Below are 17,604 nucleotides of genomic sequence, written 5' to 3' on the forward strand. Positions count from 1 at the left end.
CAAAATCGACTATTGCACGCGAGCCCGGCGCTGACCTCGGCAATGACAGGCCCGATGTGACTTTTGACGGCCTCATGGTGCGTCGGAGAGTGGCGCTCGCGGTGCAGACCGACGAAAACGCCGACCTCCCGGGTCTGCGTGCCGAGCTCGAGCGACGGGCGACGGATGCCAGCCTGACGTTGTCGGACATCCCCCCCGACGTCCTCCCAGCGGGCCTCCTCGACCAGACTGTGCCCGTGCTGACGATGCTGCTGCCGGCCGGCACGACGATTGCCCAAACGCGCGCTTTGGTTGGGCCGGAAGCATCCCTCTCGTCGCTGTCAGCGAGCCAGGACTCGACCTTTTTCGTGGTCGATGTGCTCGTGCACGATCTTCGATTCGAGATCGCGGCGGCCGACCCGGCGAAGGTGGCCGATTCGATGGCGACGGAAGGCATAGTTGCTGACGCGATCGGCAACTACAGCACGACTTTCAGCGCTGGTCTGCTCGCGGTTGACTATGTCGGACCACTGCTCAGCGACTCCGTGGTGGAGTCTGTGCGCGTTGGAATCGCTCGCGGGGCCGGCGCGGCGCCGGCGGAGGTAGCCGTGCGACCCGAGTCGGTGACCGGGGTTGGTGTGGACATGGCGATCGAGCCGTTGCCAGCTCCCGCAGTCATCGCCCAGACCATGGTGGATCACTCCGTCGACGAGGAGACCCCGGTGCCCGTCTCGCCTGGCCCGTGGATCGGCTATTGGGTTGGACTCACAGTGCTGCTGTGTGCGACCTTAGCGATCATGTTACGGAGCCGGTTCCAGCGGCGGCGCCGGCGTTTGGCTAGCGCGTTCGAACGGGAACAACCCGATCCAGAGTCGCCATGACGGAGGTGCCGCCGCCCACCCAGGAGCGCACCTCGAGGGTGCCGTCGGCGACCTCGATGGTGTCGCGCATGATGCGCAGACCCAGGTGATTCTCGGGTGCGTCCGCGGCCATGTCGAAGCCGCAGCCGTTGTCATGGATGAGCAGGATGGTGCGATCGATATCTTGCATGAGCGTCAGCTCGACGGTGCCGGCCTTGGCATGCTTCACGGTGTTGGTGAGCACCTCGCGGGCCACCCGATAGAACATCGCCGAGCGGTCCCGGTCGAGATCGCAATCGGGGGAGATATGCAGTTTGACCTCGATGCCGTGCTCGCGCAGCGGGGCGGCCAGCCGGGTGAGGGCGGCCGGCAGTCCGAGTTCCGCCAGATCGGGCGGGTAGAGCTCGGTCGTCATGGCGCGCAGGGTGCGCACGTTCTTTTGCAGGATGGCCTTGGCCTGGCCAAAGAGCGCCCGATTCTCGGGGGTGGAATGCATTTCCTCGGCTTCGAGGGCGTAGGACAGGCCGGCCAGATCTTGAATGACTTCGTCGTGCAGATCACGGGCAATGCGCTGGCGTTCCAGGTCGGAGGCGTCGACCGCGTGCTGCAGGAGGCGGCGTTTCGTTGACTGGTGACCCTGGATGCGCCGGGCCAGCTGGATCGCCGGAATGAGCTGGGCCAGTTGCAGAGCTCCGAGGGAGAGCAAAAAGGTGGGGATCAGGCCGAGAACGAGAGCGTTTTGCTCGTCACGCACGGCGTCGTCATTGAAGTACGCCTCCAAAATTACTACCCGACCGTTGGCCGCCGTGGTGCGCACGTGCACCTCGACCAATTCGCCGGCCTCGGATTCGTGCGCGTTCTCGGCGCCGTCCTGCACGCCGAGGTTTGCACGCCCTTTGCCGCCGGCCAGGAGTTCAGGGGCAAAGCTCGGCAGGTCGAAGACCTGGCCGACCAATGCCGGGAAGTCGGAGTACACGATTCGCCCCCCGGAGTCCCAGACCTTGATGCGCACAATCGATCCGTCGGAGATGCGGGGAGCCAGGCGGTCGTCCAGTCGACGGGTCGATCCGGGCAACCCAGCGAGGAGGTCGTCGGTAATGAGCGGTCCGATGGAATAGTCGGCGAGGCGTTGAGCCTGTTGGATGGCGTTGTCCAGGGCGTTGCTCTTGGATTCAGCGCGAACCCAGAGTGCGGCCGGTACGGCGATGATGATCATGGCGATGACGCCGACGGTGATGAACCGGCCCACCGCCGAGCGCACCTCGGAACGTTCGTCCGACCGGGTTCGGTCGAGGCGGCTGGGCTTCGCCGCCGAGTTAGACATGCTGGGCGGGAACCAAACCCAGGCGAGTGGCGATCACGACGGCTTCGAGCTGGGAGTGTGCGCCGAGCTTGCCGAGGATGGACTTGACGTAACCCCGGCAGGTGTTCTCCGAGATGCCGAGGGTCTTGGCGTTGGCCCGCACGTCGGAACCCTCCCCCATGAGGCGGAGCACGGCGAGCTCGCGCTTGGTCAGCTCGGGAAACGGAACCTCCTCGTTGTGCTGTCGGCGTCGGGCACTGAGCAGGCCCACGAGCGACGGATGCACAATGAAACCGCCAATCCGAGCATGGCGGAGCGTGTCGAGCACCGTGGCGAGCGAACCGTCCTTGGGCAGGAAGGCGCAGACGCCGATCGCCGCGGCCTGTTCGAGGGCCTCGAGGGCCGGGTCGCCGGTGAGGATCACGATGCGGGTCTGCGGGGCGCGGGCCAGAATAGCGGCGGCCGCGACGAGCCCGCTGCCGTCGGGCAGGTGGTAGTCCATGACGACAACGTCGGGGACCAGCTCCAGACACGCAGCGATGCCGCTCGCGACGTTGTTGGCTGAGCCAACGCTGCACAGGTCGGGCTCGCGGTTAAGGGAACCGGTGAGCAACTCGGCAAAGGTCGTGTGGTCGTCGACGATGAGAATGCGAATCTGTGCAATGGCGGGCGAGTAAAGCGCCGTCCCCTGAATGCTGGGTTCAAGGGGGGACATCTGCGTGGTCATCTGCGGCGACCTCTCTGCCCTGTCGCGAGCTGCGTTAGCTCGATCGACCAAATCAGTATCTGCAGAAACTGAGATTCTGTCGAGTCCTGTTGTTTTTGTCCCCCATATGGTACGACTCGGGAATCAGGCGCGAGCGACGGCGCGGCGCAGGAATGAGGTGATGACATCAGTGGCCTCTTGGAGGGAATCCGCGACCGGCTCTGGTCGCGGAAGTGTGCTCGGTCGGGGGCGCGAATCGGGTGCTGGCACTCCCAGCTGTTCGTACAGCACGAGAAGGGCCGAGAGCACGTCGGCAAGGTCACCGTCTTCGGCGGCCGTCGCGTGCAGCAGACGCAGCTGGGCTGAGCGCAGAATCTGGCCGGGTGCGCAGCCCAGTTCGCTCTGCATGGCATGGCGGCACCGGTCATAGGCTTGCAGGCCCTGGGCGTGGCGCCCGGCAGCCTCCAGCCCGAGGATGAGGGCCGTCCAGGCTCGTTCATTGAGCGGGTCATCGGCAATCGCGAGGTTGGCGAGATCGACGGAATCGTCGATCCGGTGCAGAGCAGCGGCGGTTTCGGACGCCAGAACGCGGGCTACGGTCAGCCGGGACGCGTGCTGGTCACGTGCCTCCGATGCCCACGCTGCGACCAGTTCATCGCAGAGCAGTGGGGCTTCGGCGAGGTCGAGGGCGCGAAGTAAGAAGGGGTAAGCCAGCTCGGGATTGGTTTTCTGGGCTCGTTGCAGCAGATGGTCGAACTGGTCAAGGTCGACATCGACCAGGTCGCGGTCCAACACATAGCCGCCGGTCGTTGTCTGCAACGGCCCGAGCTTTCCCGCACCGGGCTGCAGGTGGCTGCGCAGCACGCTGACATAACTTTCCAGGGTGGGCAGGGCTTCGACCGGAGGGTTTGCTCCCCAGAGCAATTCGATCAGGTGGTCTTTCGACACCGGGAGGCCAACGTGTACGAGAAGAATCTCCAGGATCTGGCGTGGTTTCGGTCCGCCGAGTTGGTGGGCGTGCAGAACAATGGAGCCGCGTCGAATGGTCAGGTTGCCGAAGAGTTGAACGTTGAGGTGTGCGACGGGCGCGCTGGCTGGCTGCACTCGGGTGTCCGATTCCATTGTCATGAAGACCTCCACTGTTGGAATGCGACAATGGTGCCGGTTTGCCCAAGCCCGGGGTAAGCCGCGGGTGGACTAGGGAACTACCCCCAATTTCGGGGACAATTTCAGGAGTTGGTATGGTGCCCGGTTCCGAGGGACAGGCTGGCCCCCTGAGGCCCGTCCAGGACGAGGGCAATGACCTGATTGGGGATTTCGAAAACGAGGGTCGCTTGAACGGATGCTCCGCTCTGCTCTGCCGGGTCGACCCAGAGCGCGGTGGACCGCGCGCCGAGTCCGGACAGGGAGTAGTCGGCGGCGCGAAAGGCGAGGCCGGAGGCATCCGTTTCGGTCAGTTCGAGCAGAATGCGCACGCGGTGGGCCCCGGGCTGCACCGGGCTGGAGAGCAGGTCGGCGGCGGTCGCCGGCACCCAGCCATCGGTTTCGAGCGGGATGATCGCGCTGATGCGGGCGAGTCCGCCGGGCACGGTGGCCGTGTCGCCGAACGGGGTGCTCGGCTTCGTACCGGTGAGCAGCAGCACGCCAGCCAGTGCGGCCATCACGAGCCAGGCGATGGCCAATGGGATCAGAATTTTGCGGCGGCGTTGGAACAGGGTTCGAGGCGGGGGACGCCTGTGCCGTGTGGTGCCCGAATGCTTCTCCCCGTCGTCGGGACGCACCAGACGCAGCGTTACATTCGCGGGAGTCATGTGCGGCATTCTGGCCGCGGGACCATGGGAAAACCCTGCTCCGGTCTGGTTTGTCGCGGATGGGCTGGCGTGGGCGCGCCCGTCGAGGACGGCATCGAGGTGCTCGGCTACGAGCACTGGAGCGCCCTCGACAACTACGAGTGCGCGAGCGGATTCCGGCCGACATTCGGGCTCATCGAGGTCGACCGCGAGACGTTCGTTCGCACGCCGAAGCCGAGCCTGGCCTGGCTGGGCGGGGTCGCGCGGGCGAACGGGCTGGAGTAGCGGCTCTTCGCGACCGGTCGTTCACAACTGCTCGCGGCGCCAGCGATCCGGGCCCGGCGACCCCGGAAGCGGCGACCGTGGGAGTGTCGGTGGGCATCCGCTTGTCGAAAATGACCGTCATCAGAGCACCCGAAGCGGCAGGTAGACCGAGCTGCCCAGACGGGTGAACTCGGCCGACTTCTCGGCCATTCCCGCCTCGATGGCCTCGAGACTGGTGAGGCCGTTTTCTTCGGCGTACACCCGAACATCCGCTGAAATGCGCATGGAACAGAACTTGGGCCCGCACATGGAACAAAAGTGGGCGGCCTTGGCTGGGCCGGCCGGCAGTGTCTCGTCGTGAAAGCTCTGCGCGGTGTCCGGGTCGAGCGAGAGCGCGAACTGGTCGGTCCAACGAAACTCGAACCGGGCCCGACTGAGGGCGTCGTCGCGTTCCTGGGCGCGCGGATGGTGTTTGGCCAGGTCGGCGGAGTGGGCGGCGATCTTGTACGTGATCACGCCGGTTTTCACGTCGTCGCGGTTGGGGAGGCCGAGGTGTTCCTTGGGCGTGACGTAGCAGAGCATGGCGGTGCCGGCCTGGGCGATGATGGCCGCGCCGATCGCGCTCGTGATGTGGTCGTAGGCCGGCGCGATATCGGTGGCGAGCGGGCCGAGCGTGTAGAACGGGGCCTCCTCGCAGAGTTCCTCCTCAAGGCGCACATTTTCAACGATCTTGTGCATCGGAACGTGACCCGGCCCCTCGATCATCACCTGCACGCCGTGCGACTTCGCGACCTTCGTGAGCTCACCGAGGGTGCGCAGCTCGGCGAACTGGGCCTCGTCGTTGGCGTCGGCGATCGAGCCGGGGCGCAGGCCGTCGCCGAGCGAGAAGGTCACGTCGTAGCGGCGCAGAATTTCGCACAGCTCCACGAAGTGGGTGTAGAGAAAGCTCTCCTGGTGGTGGGCGAGGCACCAGGCGGCCATGATCGAGCCGCCGCGCGAGACGATGCCGGTCACCCGGTTGGCGGTCAGCGGCACGTAGCGCAGCAGCACGCCGGCGTGCACGGTCATGTAGTCGACGCCCTGCTCGCACTGCTCGATCACGGTGTCGCGGTAGATCTCCCAGGTGAGCAGCGACGGGTCGCCGTTGACCTTTTCGACGGCCTGGTAGAGCGGAACGGTGCCCACCGGAATGGGCGAGTTGCGCATGATCCACTCCCGAGTGAGGTGAATGTCCTTGCCGGTGGAGAGATCCATCAGGGTGTCGGCGCCCCAGCGGGCCGCCCAGACCATCTTCTCGACCTCTTCGGCGATCGACGAGGTCACCGCCGAGTTGCCGATGTTCGCGTTGATCTTCACGGTGAAGGCCTTGCCGATGATCATCGGCTCGCTCTCCGGATGCTTGTGGTTGGCCGGAATGACGGCCCGGCCGCGCGCCACCTCGTCGCGGACGAGCTCGACCGAGACGCCCTCGCGCGCGGCGATGTAGGCCATCTCCGGCGTGACAATGCCGGCCCGGGCCCAGACCAGCTGGGTGGCAGCGCCGTCGATGGGCAGCGGATGCTCCCACCCGGCTCTGGTCTGCGGCAGCCCCTTCTCGAGATCGATACTGGCCGTCTCGTCGGTGTACGGGCCGGACGTGTCGTACAGGTCGAAGTGTTCGCCGTTGCTGAGGTTCACCCGGCGAACGGGAATTTCGAGCCCGGGCCAGTCCTCTACCGGTTCGTAGCGTTTGCTGCTGCCCTGGATCGGGCCGGTCGTGACCGTTTTTGACATGGTTGTTTCGTCAATTGTGCGCATTGGTTTCGAACTTCCTACGCCGGCATTACCCGGACAGGTTCAACGGTCGACGGCCCTGGCCGTCCTCTCAGCTCGCTGGTGCGCGCTCCCGTGGTTGGTGTGTCTTCTGACTCCTTCACCCTAGCGCTGGTTGCGCGCTCGGGTCCTACCGGGGTCGCGGTCACCGCGCCCGGTGGGGGCCATCGCGCCACGCATCGCTGGCGCGATGACCGGGAGCTGGCGCCCGAGTCTGCGGCGGGCCAGGCATAGCTGGCGCTGGGCATCCGCTTAGCGAGCGAGGGCGGCCAGCTCGGCGCGGGTCGAGGCGCCGACCTTGCGCAGCAGGTTGGCCACGTGAAACTTCACTGTGTTCTCGCTGATGGTCAGGGCCTGTGCGATGGCCTTATTGCGCGCCCCAGAGGCGACGAGTTCGAGCACGTCGCGTTCGCGTGGGCTGAGGCCCCAGGCCGCAGCGGCGGTGACGGATGCCGTGGGCGCGTCGAGCGGCAGCGACACGGCCATCTCGGAGCCCCAGCCGGCGGTGGCCTCGACGTTGAGGGTGCCGCTGAGGGCGACGACGCGGGCGGCGAGCTGGCGCACGCTCGGAACCTCGGCATCGAGGTTGCCCGGACCGTCGTCCCGAATGCGGATGAGCAGGTTACTTCCGTCGCAGTCCCACTGCACGCGCACCCGCGCGACCCCGGCCTGTTCGACGAGGGCGAGTACGGCGCCGCGCACGATGGCGCGGGCTTCGTGGGCGACCTCGCCGGGCAATGCCCGACCGTTCACCGGGGGCTCGATGAACTGCACGTCGAGGTCGCCGAAGCGCACGAGCGGGCGCAGGTCGTTCCTGAGGCGTTCGAAGGCGCGGGCGACGGGTTCCTCGGTGAGACTGCGATCGAGGTCGCTCACCGCGCGCAGGGCGACCATCGCGGCGGCGGCGAGTTCGGTGGCCTTCTGTCGGGCGGCGGTGTCACTCGTGCTGCCGGAGCGCAGCACGGCGAGCAGGGATTCCAGCGTGGTGGCGTGTGCGTCGGTGAGGTCGGCGATGAGTTTGGAGCGTTCGGCGGCTGCGCTGCGCGCTGTTTGAACCGGGGAGTTTGCGGGGAGCGTCGGGCGTTTTGCGGTCGTGGCGGATGACGCGGCCGGTTCGGCTGCTCCGGTACCAGCATCAGACCGGAGGGCGGCGGCCGTGCTGCGCGCAGCGGCCTCAGTGGCGGTGGCGCGCACGCCGGGGTTAGATGGAGCGGAAGTCATGCCCCCCAGCCTACCCGGGCCATCCTCGGAACCCACCCAGAGCCATCCGTTTGGGTAGGAAAACCGCTCGTTTGGCGGGCAGCATTCCCACTCGAAGGAGTGGACCATTGAATCATGACCGAAACGACAACCACCCCACTGGCAGCGGATGCCCTCGGCCTCATTTTCGCCGAGAACGGCCGCGTCGTCGAGGCGCTGCGATCGGCATCCGCTTCAGTACTGGATGAGGCGGCAACCCTGCTCGCCGCGGCGCCCCGGGTGTTCGTGCTCGGCGCTGGCCGCTCCGGGCTGGCACTGAAGATGACCGCGATGCGACTCATGCACCTCGGCCTCGACGTGCACGTGGTGGGCGAGGTGACCAGCCCGGCGATCGTGTCGGGCGACGTGCTGCTGGTGGCGAGCGGATCCGGAACGACGGGCGCCATTGTGCGTGCCGCCGAGACGGCTCACGGCGTGGGGGCGAGCATTCTCGCGCTGACCACTGCGCCCGAGTCGTCGCTCGGGCGGCTCGCCGCGGTGACCGTGGTAATTCCCGCGGCTGCCAAGCAGGACCACGCTGGGCAGGTGTCGGCCCAGTACTCGGGCGGCCTGTTCGAGCAGTCGGTGTTGTTCGTCGGCGACGCCCTGTTTCACACGCTCTGGAAGGCGAGCGGTTCCACGGCCGAACAGCTCTGGCCGCGTCACGCCAACCTCGAATAGGGCGCGCACCATTTCCAAAAACTTTCCACTCTTAATTACTAATAGAAAGTAGAATCCCATGAAGCTTCAGGTAGCTATGGACGTACTGACCACCGAAGCGGCGCTCACGCTGGCTGCTCAGGTTGCACCGCACGTCGACATCATCGAGCTCGGCACCCCGCTGATCAAGGCAGAGGGCCTGCGCGCCGTCACCGCGATCAAGAACGCGCACCCCGACAAGATCGTCTTCGCCGACCTCAAGACGATGGATGCCGGCGAGCTCGAAGCCGACATCGCCTTCGCCGCCGGTGCAGACCTCGTAACCGTGCTCGGCACGGCCGGAGACAGCACCATTATCGGAGCTGTCGCCGCCGCGACCAAGCACGGCAAGGGCATCGTCGTTGACCTCATCGGCGTTGCCGACAAGGTCACCCGCGCCCGCGAGGTCACCGCGCTCGGTGCCCAGTTCGTCGAGATGCACGCTGGACTCGACGAGCAGGCCGAGCCCGGCTTCTCGCTCGCCACACTGCTCAACCAGGGCGAGACCGCCAAGGTTCCGTTCTCCCTTGCCGGCGGCGTGAACCTGTCGACCATCGCTTCGGTGCAGCGCGCCGGAGCAACGGTCGCCGTTGCCGGCGGAGCAATCTACGGCGCCAAAGACCCGGCTGCAGCTGCTGCCGCCCTTCGCGCCGCGATTATCTAGTCACTCGCGTTCTCTGGTGCCGTCCCGCTTCTGCGGGGCGGCACTTTTGCGTTAAGCGGATGCCCCTGCCGGGTGACGAGAAATCCGACCGGGCCCGGGCCCGGAAACCGGGCCCATGTTGGATCATGGGCCCACGTCCCGGGCCCGGTCGACGGGGGCATCCTGCACGCATGGGCCCAGGTTCCGGGCCCGGGCCTCGGGGCACGTGTTTCGCGGGACCTGCGTCAGTGCGCGGGGGTGTGCCGCCTCCCGCGTAGCGGCGCAACCCCCGCGTAGCGTGACGCGGATGGGGCAACCCGCGAACAGAGCGGATGCCGCGCCCCGGCCTGTCGGTGGGCGCGGCTAGGCTGGTGGCGCCCAGACTAGTTGGCGGCATCGTCGCCGCGAGAGGACGCCACCCATGACCAGCAGCCACGCATGAGCAGCACCATTTTCGACCGGGCCCGGCCAGCGGCATCCGTTGTTAAAACCTCGCTCACGGGAACACGCCTGGGCTCGTTTTGGCTCGAGGACCTCGAGCCGCGTACCGGCTATCCAGCGCTCACCGGCGACCTGCGCTGCAACCTCGCGATCGTTGGCGGCGGCTACCTCGGACTGTGGAGTGCGGTGCTGGCCAAGCAGCAAAACCCTGATGCGAGGGTGCTTTTGTTGGAGGCGCGCACGGTCGGCTGGGCGGCATCCGGTCGCAATGGCGGCTTCTGCGAGGCGAGCCTGACCCACGGTGACGACAACGGGCGCAGTCGCTGGCCGAAAGAGATCGACCGACTGACCGAACTGGGCAACGAGAACCTCGACGAGATCGAACGAGCGGTGGCAGACCTCGGCATCGACTGCGATTTTGAACGCACCGGATCCATCGACCTCGCCATCGAAGAGCATCAGATTGAGTGGCTGCGCGAAGAGCCGACCGGCGAAAACGTGGTGTTTCTCGACGAGTCCGCAGTGCGGGCCGAGGTCGCGTCACCGACCTACCTCGCCGGCGTCTGGCACCGGCGCAGCACCGCCCTCGTGCATCCGGGCAAGCTCGCCGCCGAACTGGCGCGCGTGGCGACCGACCTTGGAGTGGAGATCTTCGAGCACTCGCTCGTGCAGAGCGTGGACACGGCCCGACATCGGCCGGCCCAGGGCGCCCGGGTAGTGACCGCGGGCGGCACCGTGACCGCCCAGAAGGTCGCGCTCGCCACCAATGTTTTTCCCTCGCTGCTCAAACGCAACAAACTCGCGACCGTTCCGGTCTACGACTACGTGCTAATGACCGAACCGCTCGATGCGAGCCAGCTCGCCGCGATCGGCTGGCAGAATCGGCAGGGCCTAAGCGACCTCGCCAACCAGTTTCACTACTACCGGCTGAGCGCCGACAACCGCATTCTGTTTGGCGGTTACGACGCTGTGTATCACTACGGCCGCAAAGTGCGCACCGGTTACGAGAACCGGCCGGAGACATTCGAGAAGCTGAGCCGCCACTTTTTCACCACGTTTCCGCAGCTGGCCGGGATGCGGTTCAGCCACAAATGGGCCGGCGCCATCGACACGTCCACGCAGTTCTGCGCCTTCTTCGGCCAAGCACGCGGCGGGCGCATCAGCTATGCGGCCGGCTTCACCGGACTCGGTGTTGGTGCCACGCACTTCGCGGCGCAGGTCATGCTCGACCAGCTCGCCGATCGCACCACGGACCGCACTGAACTGGCCATGGTGCGGGGGCGTCCGCTTTCGTTCCCACCGGAGCCGATCGCATCCGCTGGAATTCAGGCGACGCGCTGGGCGCTGAACCGTGCCGACCACAACCGCGGAAAGCGCAACGCCCTGCTCAAGACCCTCGACGCGCTCGGGCTCGGCTTCGACTCCTAGCCGCTAGGGATTTAGCCGAGCAGCAGCTTGCGAAGCTGGTCGGTCGAGTGCACGACCGCGGTCGCCGCCTCGAGCCTCGGCGGGGGAGCCGAAGCCCCATTCCACCAGAATCGTCGGGATGCCATTGGCCTGCGCGCCGATGGCGTCGTAGCTGCGGTCACGCCGTCGGGGCCGCTCGACGACGTTCTGGACGACGGCGGGAACCGCGGTGGGGTACTACGCAGTTCTGCAGTACTAGATGCTGCGGTGGTCCCGTACCGCTAGTTCAAGGGCCTCAAGGCCGGGCGCGACCGCTGCATCCACCGCCATCGGGTCGGTGAAGTTGAGTTGCTGCATCTCGTCCGGTGCGGTGTTGATGTCGTGCTCGCCAGCCTCCAGCGCAGCAATCATGTCGGTGATGACGTCACCCAGACTGCGGCGTCCCCATCCGAGTTCGGCGCCGGCGTTCTGTGACGCCATCATGGCCGTGTCGGTCGCACCGGGATAGACGGTCGCAACATGCACGCCCGTTCCGATCAACTCGCGGCGAAGCGCCTCGCTGAACTGCGCAATGCCCGACTTCGTCGCCGCATAGACCGAATAGAACGGCATCGCCACGAGCGCAATCCCGCTGGAAATGTTCACGAGGATACTGCCGCGTCCCTTCCCGCTCTGCAAAAGCGCAGGCAGCAGGGTCTTGGTCAGCAAGATCGGGGCGGTCAGATTCAGATCGATCATCGAGTGAACATCCGCATCACTGGACAATTCAAGCCTGCCCGCGCGCACATTGCCGGCGTTGTTGACGAGGAGGTCAACGACGCTCCAGGACGCAACCGTCTGCGCGATTCTCTCCACGGCGCCAGGCTGAGTCAGGTCTTCGACCAGGATCTCGGTCGTTCCGCCCTCGGCGGCCACGAGGCGTGCGGTTTCTGTGAGCGTCGCCAGCTGTCGGCCAACCAGCAGCAGGTGGCCACCACGGCGACCGAATTCGAGCGCGAGTGCCCGACCGATGCCCTGCCCTGCGCCCGTGATGATTCCGCGCCGATTGGTGAGATCCAGATTGTTTATGCCCATGAGCTGACTTCTTTCCGTTGATTCTGGCTGGATGACAGCGGCCGTACTTCCCGACCACCCTCATACGTGCGTGCATGACAACCGGACACCACCATGTTTTATTTCTCCTGCACCGTCCAGCGACTTCTTGCCCATACGTCACCGCGGCAACCGATAGCAAGCCCTCAGCAGGCGCGAGCGATGACTCAGCTCCGTCTCTTCATCATTGTCTCTCCGCGGCGCATTCTTGGTTTCGGCGAGTGCGCGGATACAAGCTGGCGCGGCTCATCGCCTGGGTCTCGACAGCGGAGGCAATCGTCTTGCCCGAAGTGCCCAACGTACGGACGGCGTCGATCTCCACAGGGAACATTGCGACCCGTGGCGATCGCCCGGGAGCGCCGCATTGCGTGGGCGAACTACTCCGGTCGGCTTCGACTCGTAGCCGCCCGCGCAGCCGACACCTTAGCCGAGCAGCAATTTGCCGAGCTGGTCGGTCGAGTGCACGACGGCGGTCGCCCCGGTGGCCTCGGCCGGCGAGCCGTAGCCCCACTCCACCAGAATCGCGGGAATGTCGTTCGCCTGCGCGCCAATGGCGTCGTAGCTGCGGTCGCCGACCAGGACGGCTCCGCTGGTGTCGACGCCGGTTGCCGCCAGGCGGGCGAGCGCCTCTGCGACGATGTCGGCCTTGTTGCTGCGGGTGTCGTCGGCGGAGGCACCGACGGTGGCCGTGAAGTACTTGGCGAGGTCGAAGTGCGTGAGAATAGCGATCGCACTGAGCTCGGGCTTGCTGGTGGCCAGGGCGAGCGGAATTCCGGCCGCGTGGATACGTTCGAGCAGGCCGGCGACGCCGGGAAAGACAGCCGTGTCGAGCGCGGCGGCGCCGTGGTACTCGGCGCGGTAGACGGCGATGGCTTCGACGGCTTCGGCGGGGGTCATGCCAGCGTATTCCTGAAAGGCGTCGAACATGGGCGGGCCGACGTAGGCGAGCAGTTGGGCAGCGGAGGGCACCGGTCGGCCGAGCAGCGTAAACGTGCGGGCCAGAGAGCTGGTGATGGCCGGGGCGGAATCAGTGATGGTTCCGTCGAGGTCGAAGAGAATGGCGCTCCAAGTGCGCGTCAATGTTGCGTTCATTCGGCATAGCTTAGGCGGTCAGCCGAAAAAGTGTCCCATTTACCCATTTTCTCAGCTTTCGCACGGTTAGTGAGGCGCTAGCCTTTTCGTTCCCCCTCACAAAGGAATCCGTATGACGCTGTCTCCGCCCGCCCGCCTGATCTACGGATGCATGGGACTCGGCGGCGACTGGACGCCCGGGCCGGTCACCCCGGCCGCTATCGATCAGGCCGCAGCGGCGGTCGAGGCCGCGCTGTCCATCGGCATAACGGTGTTCGACCACGCCGACATTTACCGCTTTGGCAAGGCGGAGCATGTGTTCGGTGAGGTTCTGAAACGCTCGCCGGGACTGCGCGATCGCATTGAGATTCAGACGAAGTGCGGCATCCGCTTGGATGCAGAGCACGCTCCCTACGACCTCGGGGCGATCGTGGCGCGCGTCGACGACAGCCTCGCGCGCCTGGGCGTTGACTACGTCGACACGCTGCTGCTGCACCGGCCCGATCCGTTGCTCGAACCCGCCGTTGTCGCCGCGGCGGTGACCGACCTGCACGCCGCCGGAAAAATTCGCGCGCTCGGCGTCTCGAACATGTCGGGGGCGCAGATCGCGTTCCTCCAGCGCGAGGTCGACCTGCCGATCGTGGTGAACCAGCTTGAGATGAGCCTGCTCAAGCGTGACTGGGTCGACAGCCCGGTGCTGGTCAACCACCCGGACGGCGCCGACAACACCTTTCCGCACGGCACGCTCGAGTACTGCGCGAGCAATGGCGTGCGGCTGCAGGCCTGGGGCGCACTCGCGCAGGGCCGGTATTCCGGGGCGACGGGCACGGCGGCCGAGGAGGCGGCATCCGCTTTGGTGCAGACGCTGGCCGAGGTGAAGAACACGACCCGCGAGGCCATCGTTCTCGGCTGGCTGATGCGGCACCGCGCGCACATCGACCCCGTCCTCGGATCGAGCGATCCGGCGCGCATTCGGGCCTGCGGGGATGCAGCCGCGCAGGCAGCGGCGATGACCCGCGACGAGTGGTTCGCGCTGTACCTTGCGGCCCGCGGGCGCCCGCTGCCCTAAAAGAGTTTCGAGGCCGTATCGTCGAGGCCGCGCATGGCGTCATAGTCGAGCAGCAGACAGCGGATGCCGCGATCCTCCGCCAACTTGCGGGCCTGCGGTTTGATCGTCTGCGCGGCAAAAACCCCACTGACCGGCGCCAAATGCGGGTCGCGATTCATGAGTTCGAGGTAGCGCGTGAGCTGTTCCACCCCGTCGATATCACCATTTCGCTTGAGTTCTACCGCGACAGATCGGCCGGCGGCATCCTGCGCGAGGATATCGACCGGTCCGATGGCGGTCATGTACTCGCGGCGCACGAAGGTGAAACCCTCGCCGAGCAGATGAATGTGCTCGGCCAACAGCTTCTGCAGGTGCGACTCCGCGCCGTCCTTGATCAGGCCGGGGTCGAAGCCGAGTTCGTGGGCCGAGTCGTGCTGCACGTCGTAGACGCTGACCACGAGTTGGTCGGCGGTCTTGGCGTGGGTGACCGTCCAGAGGGCGGTGATGCCGGCATCCGCTTGATCGCCGTCGGGCTCGGAGATGGCGATCGAGCAGGGTGGGCTCATCCAGTTCAGCGGTTTGTAGGAGCCGCCGTCGGAGTGCACGAGCACGCTGCCATCGGACTTGATCATCAGCAGGCGGGTGGCCAGCGGCAGGTGCGCGCTGAGACGCCCGGCATAGTCAACGGAGCATTTCGCAATTACAAGGCGCACTGGACGAGTTTATCCTGGTCGCCTTCGGCCTCTCATCGGCACGGGCCTCGGCGACCGCGCTCACGGGTCGGGCGGCTCAGAAAACTCGCATTGCGATCTCGGCCGGGGCGGCGAGTAGCGCCGCTATCTCGTCGTCGAGTCGCACCAGCGTGATCGAGGCACCGGCCATGTCGAGCGAGGTGCAGTACTCGCCGACATAGTTACGTCCCACGGTCATGCCCAGCGCGGTGAGCCGCTTGTGGATGATCCCGTAGAGAATGTACAGCTCACTGATCGGCGTGCCGCCGAGGCCGTTCACCATCACGGCGACCCGGTCCCCGCTGACGAATGGCAGGTCGGGAACGATCGCGCTGAGCAGCTCGTCCACGATCTCGTCGGCGGGCATCCATTTGGCCCGGCGTCGCCCCGGTTCGCCGTGGATGCCGACGCCGATCTCGATCTCGTCGTCGCCGAGGGCAAACAGGGGTTCCCCCCGGGCGGGAGGAGTGCAGGCCGTCAGCGCGACACCCATGGTGCGGGTGACGGAGTTGACCTTTTCGCCGATGCGCACCAGCTCGTCGAGGTCGGCACCGGACTCCGCCGCGGCTCCAACGGCCTTCATCACGAAGAAGTTGCCGGCCACTCCGCGGCGGCCGACGGTGTAGGTGGAGTCCTGCACCGACACGTCATCGTCGATGAACAGCGTGCGCACCTGGATGCCGTCGGCGCTGGATGCCTCCTCGGCCATCTCGAACGCCATCCGGTCTCCGGTGTAGTTGTTGACCAGGAGCAGCACCCCCTTGTCGGAGGCGAGGAGCTTGGTGGACTCGATAATGAAGTCGATCGGCGGGGCGGCAAAGACGTCTCCAGGGCACGCGCCGTCCAGCATCCCCTTACCGACCGTCATCACGTGGGCTGGCTCATGGCCGGAGCCGGAGCCCTGAATGATGGTGACCTTGTCGTGGTTGGGGGCATCCGCTCGATGGATGAGGTGATATTCGGGAACGTAGCGCAGGGTGTCGGGGTTCGCGAGCGCGATGCCCTCGAGCATCTCGGGAACGAACTGCTGGGGGTCGTTGATGAACTTCTTCATGATGTCTCCACGTCGTTGTCGGGATCGGATGGTTATCGGTGGGCTAGTTGGCCCAGGTTCGGGCGAGGCGCTCGACCAGCACCGCAATGGCGATCGCGCCGGCGTCGGGCGATCCCACGCTGCGCTCGCCGGTGTAGCTCGCGCGCCCGCGCCGGGCCTGGAGCAGGCTCGTGGCTTGTGCGGCCGCCCGAGCGGAGACCGCCATCTTGCCCAGAGCAGTCTTGGCGTCGTCGCCGGCCGCAAATGCGGCCTCGAGCGTGTCGACGGCGGGCACGAAAGCATCGAGCAGGGTTTTGTCACCGACATCGGACTTACCGCGGTACTTGATCCCTTCGATGGCCGCGCGCAGCGCGGTGATGGTGTCCGCCGGGCTGATCTCGTTTCGGCCCTTGAGCGCGGTGCCGGCGCGCAGGAATGCCGTTCCCCAGAGCGGCCCCGACGTTCCCCCGATGGTGCTGGTGATGACGATCGCGATCTTGCTCAGGAACACCCCGGGGTCCGTGCGGTCAACGCCGTCCCAGCCGGAGAGCACAACCTCGAAACCGCGGGCCAGGGAGTAGCCGAAGTCCCCGTCACCGACAACTGAGTCAAGTTCGCCGAAGTATTTCTCGTTGACGAGGGCCTCCTCGGCGATGGAGCGCACCACGAATTCAGTCGCGTTCAGGGAACTGGTCATGATTCTTCCTCCTGGTTGGGGGCGCGCAGCAGCATCGAAAGGTCGCCCAGCGTCACGAAACCGTTCGGCACCACGCCGGCAGGAGAGCCCAGCACGGTTGCGAGTTCGCCATCCGGGTCGCCGAGCGAGGTGACGACGAGGGCAGCACCGTCAAAGTTCTCATCGACGGTGTAACTGCTCACTGTGACGAGGGTGCGCAACCCGGCAGCGCGGGCGGCGCGCAGGCCGTTGTTACTGTCCTCGATGACGATCGCCTCGTCGGTGCTCACGCCGAGGTGCTCCAAGGCATAGGCGTAGATGTCCGGCGCAGGTTTCTTGGCGGCCACGATGTCTCCCGCGAATACCTGGAACTGCGCGGCCAGGGACTCGCCCACCGCGTGGGTTAGCACTGCCCGCACGGAGGGTTCGGCCGAGGTTGAGGCGACCGCGAGCATCCAGCCGGCAGCAGCCGCCTCGGCGACGATCCGGGCGATCCCCGGGCGGGCGGGCAGCGCTCCGACAGCGATCAGGTCGGTGTAAATCTGGGTCTTGCGCCGATGCCAGGTGGCGACGGTTTCTTGTTGCCGGGCCGGATCGGCGGGAAGATTGGCCGCCTGAACGAAGTCCGGCGTGAGCAGGCTCGTAAGGCGTTCCTTGCCACCGCCGATCAGCAACTTCTCGGCGTAATCCTCCTCGCTCCAGTGCACGGGCAGTCCGAACTCCGCGAAGCTAGCGTTGAAGGCGGGCAGGTGTCCGTGGCGTTCGGTGTCGGCGAGTACGCCGTCGCAGTCGAAGATCAGTGCCGGCATC

Annotated in this window: 17 protein-coding genes, 1 pseudogene and 1 riboswitch; of the genes and pseudogenes, 6 read left to right on the forward strand and 12 right to left on the reverse strand. The window is 66.2% G+C overall.

The annotated features are described in order from the left end of the window. Window positions 1-56: 56 nt before the first annotated feature. On the forward strand, window positions 57-860 hold the full coding sequence (locus E3T31_RS07895) for a hypothetical protein (protein WP_134468235.1): 804 nt from the start codon (window positions 57-59) through the stop codon (window positions 858-860). Here E3T31_RS07895 and E3T31_RS07900 read toward each other — a convergent pair. The 4 genes from E3T31_RS07900 to E3T31_RS07915 form a co-directional block, all read right to left on the reverse strand. Next, window positions 817-2,163, reverse strand: a complete 1,347-nt coding sequence (locus E3T31_RS07900) for a sensor histidine kinase (RefSeq protein WP_134468236.1) — start codon at window positions 2,161-2,163, stop codon at window positions 817-819. The two genes, E3T31_RS07895 and E3T31_RS07900, sit on opposite strands and share 44 nt — an antisense overlap. Beyond that, on the reverse strand, window positions 2,156-2,869 hold the full coding sequence (locus E3T31_RS07905; RefSeq protein WP_134443231.1) for a response regulator transcription factor: 714 nt from the start codon (window positions 2,867-2,869) through the stop codon (window positions 2,156-2,158). The genes E3T31_RS07900 and E3T31_RS07905 overlap by 8 nt, the downstream gene beginning before the upstream one ends. A 123-nt stretch (window positions 2,870-2,992) precedes the next feature. Continuing rightward, on the reverse strand, window positions 2,993-3,976 hold the full coding sequence (locus E3T31_RS07910) for a BTAD domain-containing putative transcriptional regulator (RefSeq protein WP_134468237.1): 984 nt from the start codon (window positions 3,974-3,976) through the stop codon (window positions 2,993-2,995). A gap of 101 nt (window positions 3,977-4,077) precedes the next feature. Beyond that, window positions 4,078-4,659 (reverse strand): hypothetical protein, encoded by a 582-nt coding sequence (locus E3T31_RS07915; RefSeq protein ID WP_134468238.1) that lies wholly within the window; start codon window positions 4,657-4,659, stop codon window positions 4,078-4,080. An 84-nt stretch (window positions 4,660-4,743) separates the two neighbouring features. Between E3T31_RS07915 and E3T31_RS07920 the strand changes: the two are divergent. Continuing rightward, a pseudogene (locus tag E3T31_RS07920) lies at window positions 4,744-4,923 on the forward strand (family 1 glycosylhydrolase); the annotation flags it as partial. A gap of 120 nt (window positions 4,924-5,043) precedes the next feature. Here E3T31_RS07920 and thiC read toward each other — a convergent pair. Both thiC and E3T31_RS07930 read right to left on the reverse strand, forming a co-directional pair. Then, complete coding sequence (gene thiC / locus E3T31_RS07925; protein WP_304993881.1) at window positions 5,044-6,675, reverse strand: phosphomethylpyrimidine synthase ThiC; 1,632 nt, start codon at window positions 6,673-6,675, stop codon at window positions 5,044-5,046. An 18-nt stretch (window positions 6,676-6,693) separates the two neighbouring features. Next, window positions 6,694-6,801: riboswitch (TPP riboswitch) on the reverse strand. Between the two features lie 165 nt (window positions 6,802-6,966). Next, window positions 6,967-7,935 (reverse strand): response regulator transcription factor family protein, encoded by a 969-nt coding sequence (locus tag E3T31_RS07930; RefSeq protein ID WP_134468240.1) that lies wholly within the window; start codon window positions 7,933-7,935, stop codon window positions 6,967-6,969. Between the two features lie 114 nt (window positions 7,936-8,049). Between E3T31_RS07930 and hxlB the strand changes: the two genes are divergently transcribed. From hxlB to E3T31_RS07945, 3 genes are all read left to right on the forward strand, one after another. Beyond that, a complete protein-coding gene (hxlB, locus tag E3T31_RS07935; RefSeq protein ID WP_134468241.1) occupies window positions 8,050-8,634 on the forward strand; it encodes a 6-phospho-3-hexuloisomerase in 585 nt (194 codons plus the stop codon). 58 nt (window positions 8,635-8,692) lie between these two features. Next, window positions 8,693-9,316 carry a 3-hexulose-6-phosphate synthase gene (hxlA, locus tag E3T31_RS07940; RefSeq protein ID WP_134468242.1) on the forward strand — a complete coding sequence of 208 codons (624 nt, stop codon included), beginning with the start codon at window positions 8,693-8,695 and terminating at the stop codon, window positions 9,314-9,316. 417 nt (window positions 9,317-9,733) lie between these two features. After that, the gene (locus E3T31_RS07945; protein ID WP_134468243.1) at window positions 9,734-11,164 is read left to right on the forward strand and encodes an FAD-binding oxidoreductase; all 1,431 of its coding nucleotides are present in this window, start codon (window positions 9,734-9,736) and stop codon (window positions 11,162-11,164) included. 234 nt (window positions 11,165-11,398) lie between these two features. On the opposite strand, the gene E3T31_RS07955 is transcribed toward E3T31_RS07945, so the two are convergent. Together E3T31_RS07955 and E3T31_RS07960 are read right to left on the reverse strand one after the other, a co-directional pair. Further along, window positions 11,399-12,217 (reverse strand): SDR family oxidoreductase, encoded by an 819-nt coding sequence (locus E3T31_RS07955; protein WP_198416994.1) that lies wholly within the window; start codon window positions 12,215-12,217, stop codon window positions 11,399-11,401. A 441-nt stretch (window positions 12,218-12,658) separates the two neighbouring features. Continuing rightward, window positions 12,659-13,327 carry an HAD hydrolase-like protein gene (locus tag E3T31_RS07960; protein WP_134468244.1) on the reverse strand — a complete coding sequence of 223 codons (669 nt, stop codon included), beginning with the start codon at window positions 13,325-13,327 and terminating at the stop codon, window positions 12,659-12,661. Between the two features lie 112 nt (window positions 13,328-13,439). On the opposite strand from E3T31_RS07960, the gene E3T31_RS07965 reads away from it, so the two are divergent. Beyond that, on the forward strand, window positions 13,440-14,375 hold the full coding sequence (locus E3T31_RS07965; RefSeq protein WP_241977750.1) for an aldo/keto reductase family oxidoreductase: 936 nt from the start codon (window positions 13,440-13,442) through the stop codon (window positions 14,373-14,375). On the opposite strand, the gene nucS is transcribed toward E3T31_RS07965, so the two are convergent. The 4 genes from nucS to E3T31_RS07985 form a co-directional block, all read right to left on the reverse strand. Further along, window positions 14,372-15,067: an endonuclease NucS gene (nucS, locus tag E3T31_RS07970; protein ID WP_134468245.1), complete on the reverse strand. Its 696-nt coding sequence runs from the start codon at window positions 15,065-15,067 to the stop codon at window positions 14,372-14,374. The two genes, E3T31_RS07965 and nucS, sit on opposite strands and share 4 nt — an antisense overlap. Before the next feature lie 76 nt (window positions 15,068-15,143). Beyond that, complete coding sequence (gene dhaK / locus E3T31_RS07975) at window positions 15,144-16,139, reverse strand: dihydroxyacetone kinase subunit DhaK (protein WP_134468246.1); 996 nt, start codon at window positions 16,137-16,139, stop codon at window positions 15,144-15,146. Between the two features lie 43 nt (window positions 16,140-16,182). Continuing rightward, complete coding sequence (gene dhaL / locus E3T31_RS07980) at window positions 16,183-16,815, reverse strand: dihydroxyacetone kinase subunit DhaL (RefSeq protein WP_134468247.1); 633 nt, start codon at window positions 16,813-16,815, stop codon at window positions 16,183-16,185. Continuing rightward, the gene (locus E3T31_RS07985; protein ID WP_134468248.1) at window positions 16,812-17,603 is read right to left on the reverse strand and encodes an HAD-IA family hydrolase; all 792 of its coding nucleotides are present in this window, start codon (window positions 17,601-17,603) and stop codon (window positions 16,812-16,814) included. The genes dhaL and E3T31_RS07985 overlap by 4 nt, the downstream gene beginning before the upstream one ends. Between the last annotated feature and the right edge of the window lies 1 nt (window position 17,604).

The organism is Cryobacterium sp. TMS1-13-1 (assembly GCF_004403125.1).
GTDB lineage: Bacteria > Actinomycetota > Actinomycetes > Actinomycetales > Microbacteriaceae > Cryobacterium > Cryobacterium levicorallinum.

What these genes read in the sequence shown, in the direction of transcription:
- E3T31_RS07900 (WP_134468236.1), bottom strand. Translation starts at nt 2,163, where the DNA reads ATGTCTAACTCGGCGGCGAAGCCCAGCCGCCTCGACCGAACCCGGTCG.
- E3T31_RS07965 (WP_241977750.1), top strand. Translation starts at nt 13,440, where the DNA reads ATGACGCTGTCTCCGCCCGCCCGCCTGATCTACGGATGCATGGGACTC.
- E3T31_RS07915 (WP_134468238.1), bottom strand. Translation starts at nt 4,659, where the DNA reads ATGACTCCCGCGAATGTAACGCTGCGTCTGGTGCGTCCCGACGACGGG.
- E3T31_RS07930 (WP_134468240.1), bottom strand. Translation starts at nt 7,935, where the DNA reads ATGACTTCCGCTCCATCTAACCCCGGCGTGCGCGCCACCGCCACTGAG.
- hxlA (WP_134468242.1), top strand. Translation starts at nt 8,693, where the DNA reads ATGAAGCTTCAGGTAGCTATGGACGTACTGACCACCGAAGCGGCGCTC.
- E3T31_RS07905 (WP_134443231.1), bottom strand. Translation starts at nt 2,869, where the DNA reads ATGACCACGCAGATGTCCCCCCTTGAACCCAGCATTCAGGGGACGGCG.
- hxlB (WP_134468241.1), top strand. Translation starts at nt 8,050, where the DNA reads ATGACCGAAACGACAACCACCCCACTGGCAGCGGATGCCCTCGGCCTC.
- dhaL (WP_134468247.1), bottom strand. Translation starts at nt 16,815, where the DNA reads ATGACCAGTTCCCTGAACGCGACTGAATTCGTGGTGCGCTCCATCGCC.
- E3T31_RS07985 (WP_134468248.1), bottom strand. Translation starts at nt 17,603, where the DNA reads ATGCCGGCACTGATCTTCGACTGCGACGGCGTACTCGCCGACACCGAA.
- dhaK (WP_134468246.1), bottom strand. Translation starts at nt 16,139, where the DNA reads ATGAAGAAGTTCATCAACGACCCCCAGCAGTTCGTTCCCGAGATGCTC.
- E3T31_RS07910 (WP_134468237.1), bottom strand. Translation starts at nt 3,976, where the DNA reads ATGACAATGGAATCGGACACCCGAGTGCAGCCAGCCAGCGCGCCCGTC.
- E3T31_RS07945 (WP_134468243.1), top strand. Translation starts at nt 9,734, where the DNA reads ATGAGCAGCACCATTTTCGACCGGGCCCGGCCAGCGGCATCCGTTGTT.
- E3T31_RS07955 (WP_198416994.1), bottom strand. Translation starts at nt 12,217, where the DNA reads ATGGGCATAAACAATCTGGATCTCACCAATCGGCGCGGAATCATCACG.
- E3T31_RS07960 (WP_134468244.1), bottom strand. Translation starts at nt 13,327, where the DNA reads ATGAACGCAACATTGACGCGCACTTGGAGCGCCATTCTCTTCGACCTC.
- thiC (WP_304993881.1), bottom strand. Translation starts at nt 6,675, where the DNA reads ATGTCAAAAACGGTCACGACCGGCCCGATCCAGGGCAGCAGCAAACGC.